Here is a 7,385-nt window from a genome sequence, read left to right as displayed (position 1 = left end):
TGGAAATCTGCGGGCGTAGCATGGTTGCTACAAAAGGTCGTCCGTCTTACATCTATCACTTCACAGTGAGCGCAGCTAATCACAACCTTTTAGCCGCAGTGACAGCAGATAGCCGTCAACATCGTTGTTGACGTCCAGCCCTTTTATACACTGATCTATAAAACTGACGGTCAGGATTCTGGCCCACCTCCAAAGCACCGGGGGAATGTTGTTATCTCGACCACCAGCAGAGAGCAAGGAATGTTGGAAAATGTAGGAATCCAAAGCTGTAAGCACCAGCAGGCCCGGTTAGCTGTTACGCCGATTCTGTGTAGCAGGCTACCAGCGAGCTATTCACTACAGAGGGTACACGGATTGTGAGTATCCTTGATGCTATCAATCGCACCAAAAGAGAAGTCATTCACGAGTACTCGGAATGTTGGCAAATGTAGGTATCTTGAATAGGCCAGGTAGTTGCAAATAGTTGCATCAAAACAATCTGAACAGTTTGCCCAATAGGCAGATTCTGATGACTGCCAGACTATCACCAGCCCTTATCATCGTTACACCGTAACAAACCAATGGCTCAACAATGGCAATGTCCAACGCAGAAAGACAAAGGCGATACCGGGAACGCCCCCGATCTGGCGACCACCAGCAAGTCCGGCTCAACATGACGGTATCGGAAACCACCAGGCACCAGCTTGAAAGACTGACCAGCTTCTACGGGATGACAAAGAGATCCATGCTTGAAGTGCTGATACTGGCAGCAGATGAAAAGGTATTGGCTATGCTGGTGGATGAAGATGCAGCCGAGTACCTGAGCCCGTCACGCAGTAACCAAAGCAAGAAACCATTTTAATACCTTCTGTCCACATTACTATCTATGTGGACAGTTACCCTCCTTTTGTCCACATAAGGGACTGGCTATCTGTTACCGGGTAACGAAAGAGTCAGAACTAATCAGATCGAATAAGCAGAACAATCCATATATCAGCAAAAGAATTAAAAATTGATTCTAGCGGGACACCATTGGGACACAGTTTTTCGAGAGGCTTTACTAAGGAGGGGAGAAAATAGCATAACTCATTGATTTTACTGGCGCACCCGAGAGGATTCGAACCTCTGGCCTCTGCCTCCGGAGGGCAGCGCTCTATCCAGCTGAGCTACGGGTGCACTTCCAGAGCAGACAGCGGCTCCAGCGGTTGCCAATAATACTGATCCACCCTTGGACTGTCTATGATTTTTTTGCTGCTGCCCGGTACCAATTTCAAAACCATCTTTAGTGCCCCTTTAATGACCTGTTCCCTTCACTCTGCATTGATAAATATGTGAGCTGGCAGTACGTATGTTCAATCCCCGTGCATAGCACTTCACAATGGCAAACCACGAGAATTACCGAAACCCACAATGTATAAACCGCTGTTTTAGGGATACCAATTGATCTATAATCCCATTGCCTGGAATAATTCGGCTAGACAGGCGAAAGCTTATTAGCGAGTCTTAAGCTACTTTTTATTAGCTGTGGCAGTATCAGCTGTGGCAACACCTAAAAATAAGATAGCCATTAATCGCCTTAAGAGGACAAGCGAGTGTCACGGGGAACTCATATGCGTGCTTTGATTCTGTTAGTCGGGGGACTATTCACGTCGCTGGTGTTTGCCAAGCCGACGGCAGACCTTGATTCAATTACTCGTGGTGAGATAAGCGAGCGTCTTGCTCCTGTGGGCTTCGTTTGTCTTGCAGGTGAGGAGTGTGCCAGTGCTGCCGGGGTCGCAGTCAGCTCCAGCAGTGGCCCAAGAAGTGGCGATGCAATTTACAACCAGTTTTGTGTGGCCTGTCATGGCTCTGGCCTGTTAGGCGCTCCCAAAAAGGACGATGCCGCGGCATGGCAAGCTGCTGAGAAGACCGCTGGCGGGTTCAGCAGTCTGCTGTCCAATGCCATTAACGGTATTCGCAGTATGCCTGCCAAAGGTACCTGTATGGATTGTTCTGATGAAGAGATCAGTATTGCTATTGAATACATGAGTGGCCTTAAGCCCTGACCTCTTCGTTCGGATTTAATGATCAGCCGCTGGCAACTTTTGCCAGTGGGCTGATGAACCCTTCCGGCTTCACCGCCAGTATCGAGCAGTAGATGCTGTTCATGATGTTTTCAGCTGTATTTCCCACCAGAATGCCTTCCTTATGGCGCCCAAGCGTGCCCATCACAATGACATCGACATTCAGCTCATTGGCCAACTGCTGAATCTCGGTCGCCGGGTTGCCCCTCAGTAGATGAATAGATACTGGCTGCTGTTCATCATTCTCAGTCACGCCAACTTCCTGCATCACTTCATGTAATTTGTTGTGGTAGCGCCGCTGAGTTATTTCCTGCAATTCATAAAGCTCTTCATCAGACAATGTTTTCAGGGAACGCCGCCCTAAAGGTACATTCCAGACACTGACCAGATGCAGCGCGGCTTTTTCCTGGCTTGCCAGGTAAAGACCGTATTGTAAGAGCGTGCGATTCAAATCATGGGCATCAGAGTCCGGGTCGCCAGCATCCACAGCCACCAGGATTTTGCCATTAAATTGTGGGAGCTGATCCCGGTCTGCCATCATCAAAATGGGAACCGGGCATTTTCTGAGCAAAGCCAGGTCATTGCCGGTTAACTGCTTACGAGTCAGCGCGCCACTGGCATCCGCCAGTTTGACGACCAGGTCAATATGATGGTCTTTTATCACCCTATGAATGGCTTGCCGGGGCCGACCGGGAACAATCAATGTCTCTGCTTCGATCCCCTGCTCCCAGGCCATGGCCTTGAGGCGCTCAAGCTCATCCTCCAGTTGCTGCCTGAGGTGGTCTTCCAGTTTTTTTTCCAACGGGACAAATTGCAGATGATTCAGAGTTTCCAGGCTCTGGTCAAACAGGGCAATCAATAAGGTGGCCCGGTTATCCAGAGCCAATCGAAAGGCCTGCTGTAGCTCCATATCCGAGGTGTGTTGCCGGGTAACGGCCAGAAGAATCGAACGAAAAGCATGCATCAATTTAGTCTCAAACCGATCACAACCCTACTCAGTATCGCAGGAATTGGTCACCCTGCCAGATATTCTGTTGATAACCACGGAATTCTGCTTGGTAACCAATAGGAACAGACTTGTAGAACAATGTTACTGCTATATAATCGCGCTCCCGATTATTCTCCTTGTATAAGGTTCACGGCACGTTTATGAAACTGATTAAGAGAACGTTCATCGTCGCCGCACTGCTCTGTGCAGCCCAACTCCAGGCCTCAGTTGACAAGGCTGAAAAACTGTATTTCTATAACTGGACCGATTACATCGCGGAAGACACCGTCAAGAACTTTTCCGATAAAACTGGCATCAACGTGGTTTATGACGTGTATGACAGTAATGAGGTACTTGAAGGTAAACTGCTCGCCGGACGCAGCGGTTTCGACCTGGTCTCTCCTTCCCACGATTTCTACAAGACCCAGATTCGTGCGGGCGTCTATGAGCCGCTGGATAAGTCCAAACTGCCCAACTTGAAACATCTTGATCCCGTCATTATGAAGGCGATCTCAGACAACTTTGATGAAGACAATACCTACGGTATCCCTTACCTCTGGGGAACCACCGGTATTGGCTATGACAAGGCGGCTGTCGAAAAAGCGCTCGGAAAGGACGCCCCGGTGGATAGCTGGTCTCTGATTCTGGAGCCTGAGAATATGAAGAAGCTGCAAAGTTGTGGTGTTGCGTTTCTTGACGCCGCCAGTGAAGTTCTGCCTTCTGTGATGGCTTACCTCGGCATTCCCGGCGATAGTCTGGATATGGCGGATTACAAAAAAGCCGCTGCCAGGATGAAAGAGATTTCTCCTTACATCGCTTACTATCACTCTTCCCGCTCTCTGTCTGACCTGGCCAATGGCGATATCTGTGTGGCCCTGATCTGGTCTGGTGACGCGATGATTGCCAGAGATCGGGCCAAAGAAGCGGGCAACGGCCTGGATATCCGCTATGTTGTTCCCAGGGAAGGTGCTGCCATGTGGTTTGATATGCTGGCAATTCCTAATGATGCGCCTCATAAAGACGCAGCTCATCAGATGATGAACTATCTGATGGAGCCAAAGGTGATTGCCGATGTGACCAACTACGTTACCTACAGCAACCCTAACCCGGCTTCTGAACAGTATGTGGATCCGGAAATCGCTAAAGATCCTGGTGTCTTCCCAAGCGATGAAACTATGGAAAAACTTTTTGTTTTCAAAGAGCTGCCATCCAAACTGAAGCGTTACATCACCCGCGAATGGTCCAGAATAAAATCTGGAAACTGATATTTTGCCAACAGTTATCAGAAGCTTACCCTTCTGATAACTGTTAATCTGGCTCCGTTCATCCAATAACTGCTAAAAAAAACCTCCAGCACTGCCCAATACGCCATAATTTATAGATTGAGTCATTTTCATCCGGCCAGTACATGGACAGTAAAATCACCTCTCTCAGTATCCTGATTTTGGACGACCACCCCTTTCAGCAGATGGTGGCAGAGCAAACGGTCTCAGGCCTTAACGTTGGCAGGCTGCTTACTGCAAAAAGCAGTGAGGAGGCTCTGAAGTTTCTGCAAAACAGGGGTGCCGTTGATATCGTAATCTGTGACCTCGATATGCCAGGCATGGATGGTATTCAGTTTATCCGCCACCTCGCGGAGCAAAAGCTTTCCCGGGGCGTGATTGTGGTCAGTGCCATGGAGGCAGCTTTAGTCCGAATGATTGGGGATATGGCTCAGGCTCATGGCCTGATGGTGCTGGGCCATATTCCCAAACCAATGCCCCGCCCCCGTCTTAGAGAATTACTGGAATTTTACTGCTCAGAACAGGCTGAGAATAAAGCCTGTCCCATCACCTCCAGAGAACTGATCTTTGATGAAGAAGCGCTTGAGAAAGCCATTGAAGCCAACCAGTTCGTACTTTACTACCAGCCAAAGGTCTTGCTAAAGAGTGGGCGAATGATCTCTGTTGAAGCGCTAACCCGCTGGCATCACCCGGAAGCTGGAGTCATCAACCCAGTCCACTTTATCCCCATGATGGAAAGCTCTGGCCTGATAGCACCCATGACCACAAAAATGATCGACCTGGCACTGGATCAGATTCGAATCTGGCGTGAACAGGACAGAAACATTGCCGTTGGCATTAACCTTTCTGCAGCCACTCTCACCAATACCGATCTTCCCGATATGCTGATTGGTAAGATGCGGGGTTTGAGTATTCCACCAGAGCTACTGACTCTTGAGATTACCGAAAGCAGCCTGATTCAAAATGCAGCGCTTTCCCTGGAAACACTGGCCAGGCTCAAGCTCCATGGTTTCTCGCTCTCTATTGACGACTTTGGTACCGGCTATTCCAGCATGCAGCAGTTAAACCGAATCCCTTTCAGTGAGCTGAAAATTGATCGCTCATTTGTCTCTAATGCCTGTAGTGACAAAAACCATAAAGCGATTGTTGAAGCAAATATCAGTCTGGCCCACAAATTGAATATGCAAACCGTTGCCGAGGGAGTAGAAACACTCGAAGGCTGGCAATTGCTGAATGAGTTAAATTGTGATCAGGCACAAGGCTACTTCATTGCCAGGCCCATGCCCGCCGATGAAATACCCAAGTGGGAGCGGGAGTGGCTGGCAAGACAACCGATTATCCCCCCCAAGCCCTGTATCAGAGAAATGCATTGATCAGGCAGTCATGCCCGTTTTACTGCCTGAATTATATTCACTTTTTAAAAAATGATGTTTCATTGACCTGCTTCAGTATGCTTGCCGCACTGTTGATGCACCATAAACACCACTAACAATTTTAAACCGATTTTGCATCTCAAGGGTTAAATGGCATCTATGTCGCGAATTCTCAAGCTATCGCTAATCACAGCCTCTTTCTTTTTTCTGTTTTTCATTCCCGCTGAATGTATTCCTATTGCCAACATCACCATTGAACAACAACGGGTACTTGCTATTTTCCTGATGGCAACATTGCTCTGGGTCTCTGAGGCCGTGCCAGCCTACGCAACGTCACTACTTATTCTGGGCCTGCTTTCCATAATGGTTTCAAATACCAGCCCGTACTTCCTGAGGGAAGCATTGAATCCGGAGGATATGCTCAACTATAAAGAAATTCTCAGCAGTCTGGCAGCACCGGTTGTTGTCCTTTTTCTTGGAGGCTTCTTCATTGCGATTGCTGCCACGAAGTACAAACTGGACATCAACCTGGCCAGAGTATTGTTAAAACCCATTGGCAGTGATTACCAGAAAGTTATGCTCGGTCTGATGGGAATTACCGCCTTTTTCTCCATGTTCATGAGTAATACAGCAACAACAGCGATGATGCTTACCTTGCTGACCCCCTTGCTGGCAGACGTTGATACCACGGATAATGGCGTCAAGGGTGTTATTCTTGCCGTACCCGTTGCAGCCAATATTGGCGGTATTGGTACTCCCATTGGTACTCCACCCAATGCTATTGCTTTTCGCTATTTAACCGGAGAGCATGCAATCACCTTTGGCGAGTGGATGCTGTTTGCCATCCCCATGGCCGTGGTATTAATCATGATTGCCTGGGTACTGTTGCGTAAGCTTTATCCGGGAAACATCAAAGAGCTCGCCGTTAAAATCGAATGCAGCTTTGAACAATCGCCAAAAGCCTACCTTGTTTATGCAACAACCGCTGCAACGGTACTCCTATGGACCACTTCCAGCATTCATGGCGTAAACTCGTACACTGTCGCCTTACTGCCAGTCATCGTTTTCTCCCTTTCTGGCATTATCGATACGAACGACATTAAAAAGATTAACTGGGATGTACTGTGGTTGATTGCCGGTGGTATTGCACTGGGCTATGCCCTTGAAAAAAGTGGCCTGGCACGCTCTATTGTTCAGACCATTCCCTTCGACAACATGGGAACCTTTATTGTGCTATTCCTGATGGCTGTGGTCTCAATGGTGATGGCAACATTTATGTCAAATACCGCCACTGCGAACCTGCTAATGCCAATTGCCGTTTCAGTCGCTACCGTTCTGAGCGGGCTGGAAAATTATGGCGGTATCAGCCTTATGGTTATCTGCGTCGCACTCTCAGCATCAATGGGAATGTCACTGCCAATCAGTACGCCACCCAACGCTTTGGCCCACGCCACCGGTATGGTTGCCAGCAGAGACTTTATCAAAACCGGCAAATTCATCAGTACCATCGGTGTCGTTCTGATCTTTTCAGTGATTACCCTGCTGGGTGTGTTGGGTTACTTCTCTTGATTAAAACCGCAACGAGCGCAACATTCGTTGTTAGGATCCAAGGCTCAAGCTGCCTTTATGCCAGTCCTAAATACAATACACCACCCTGGAAACAGGGAAATGACTGTATTATTGCGACCAAAAGACCTGC

Annotated in this window: 6 protein-coding genes and 1 tRNA gene; 5 read left to right on the top strand and 2 right to left on the bottom strand. The window is 48.4% G+C overall.

Annotated elements, in window-relative coordinates; genetic code table 11:
- Nucleotides 1-571: 571 nt before the first annotated feature.
- Nucleotides 572-841, top strand: coding sequence for a hypothetical protein (locus tag KDK15_RS19700; RefSeq protein WP_257297100.1), 270 nt, complete (start codon nt 572-574; stop codon nt 839-841).
- Nucleotides 842-1,078: 237 nt separating this feature from the next.
- On the opposite strand, the gene KDK15_RS19695 is transcribed toward KDK15_RS19700, so the two are convergent.
- Nucleotides 1,079-1,155: transfer RNA gene (locus KDK15_RS19695), tRNA-Arg, on the bottom strand.
- A gap of 434 nt (nt 1,156-1,589) precedes the next feature.
- Here KDK15_RS19695 and KDK15_RS19690 point away from each other — a divergent pair.
- Nucleotides 1,590-2,024, top strand: a complete 435-nt coding sequence (locus tag KDK15_RS19690; protein ID WP_257297099.1) for a cytochrome c5 family protein — start codon at nt 1,590-1,592, stop codon at nt 2,022-2,024.
- A 22-nt stretch (nt 2,025-2,046) separates the two neighbouring features.
- Here KDK15_RS19690 and KDK15_RS19685 read toward each other — a convergent pair whose 3' ends face one another.
- Nucleotides 2,047-3,006, bottom strand: coding sequence for a universal stress protein (locus KDK15_RS19685; RefSeq protein ID WP_257297098.1), 960 nt, complete (start codon nt 3,004-3,006; stop codon nt 2,047-2,049).
- A 185-nt stretch (nt 3,007-3,191) separates the two neighbouring features.
- On the opposite strand from KDK15_RS19685, the gene KDK15_RS19680 reads away from it, so the two are divergent.
- From KDK15_RS19680 to KDK15_RS19670, 3 genes are all read left to right on the top strand, one after another.
- Nucleotides 3,192-4,295, top strand: coding sequence for a polyamine ABC transporter substrate-binding protein (locus tag KDK15_RS19680; protein ID WP_257297097.1), 1,104 nt, complete (start codon nt 3,192-3,194; stop codon nt 4,293-4,295).
- A gap of 143 nt (nt 4,296-4,438) precedes the next feature.
- Complete coding sequence (locus tag KDK15_RS19675) at nt 4,439-5,686, top strand: EAL domain-containing protein (RefSeq protein WP_257297096.1); 1,248 nt, start codon at nt 4,439-4,441, stop codon at nt 5,684-5,686.
- A gap of 150 nt (nt 5,687-5,836) precedes the next feature.
- A complete protein-coding gene (locus KDK15_RS19670; RefSeq protein WP_257297095.1) occupies nt 5,837-7,255 on the top strand; it encodes a DASS family sodium-coupled anion symporter in 1,419 nt (472 codons plus the stop codon).
- Nucleotides 7,256-7,385: the final 130 nt, after the last annotated feature.

Origin of the sequence: Endozoicomonas sp. YOMI1 (genome assembly GCF_024606345.1) — a bacterium.
Taxonomy (GTDB): Bacteria; Pseudomonadota; Gammaproteobacteria; order Pseudomonadales; family Endozoicomonadaceae; genus Endozoicomonas.
The sequence above is the reverse complement of the archived record's forward strand: the minus strand, read 5'-3'. Positions and strand labels throughout refer to the sequence as shown.